This window comes from Paenibacillus sp. 2TAB23, from assembly GCF_052115165.1.
GTDB lineage: Bacteria > Bacillota > Bacilli > Paenibacillales > Paenibacillaceae > Pristimantibacillus.
Map to the genome: position 1 here is coordinate 1 of NZ_JBFRGD010000070.1, position 602 is coordinate 602.

Annotated in this window: 1 protein-coding gene; it reads right to left on the minus strand. The window is 61.6% G+C overall.

The genetic code is table 11. The features are described 5' to 3' along the window. The coding region (locus AB4Z29_RS32330; protein WP_441946961.1) for an IPT/TIG domain-containing protein at positions 1-602 on the minus strand (602 nt) is incomplete at both ends.

The window sequence follows — 602 nt, forward strand, 5'->3', positions numbered from 1 at the left end:
GTCGTCGTTACCCTTACGTCTACGGTTCCCGTGCCCGCCGGAGCGGTTGCCGTGATTTGTGTCGCCGAGTCCACGGTATAGGACGTCGCCGCYGTTGCACCAAACGTCACCGCCGTTGCACCKGACAGATTCGTTCCGGTCAAAATGACGGTCGTSCCTCCGGACGTCGGACCCGCCGTCGGCGAAATGCTCGTAATCGTCGGCGCAGCTTTGTACGTATACTGGTCMGCYGCYGATGTCGCGGATGTGCCGCCCGGCGTCGTTACCCTTACGTCTACGGTTCCCGAGCTACCCGCCGGAGCGGTTGCCGTAATTGACGTTGCCGAATTTACGGTAAAGCCCGTCGCCGCCGTTGCACCAAACGTCACCGCCGTTGCACCTGACAGATTCGTTCCGGTCAAAATGACGGTCGTCCCTCCGGACGTCGGACCCGCCGTCGGCGAAATGCTTGTGATCGTCGGTGCAGCTTTGTACGTATACTGGTCAGCTGCTGATGTAGCTGATGTGCCGCCCGGCGTCGTTACCCTTACGTCTACGGTTCCCGTGCCCGCCGGAGCGGTTGCCGTGATTTGTGTCGCCGAGTCCACGGTATAGGACGTCGC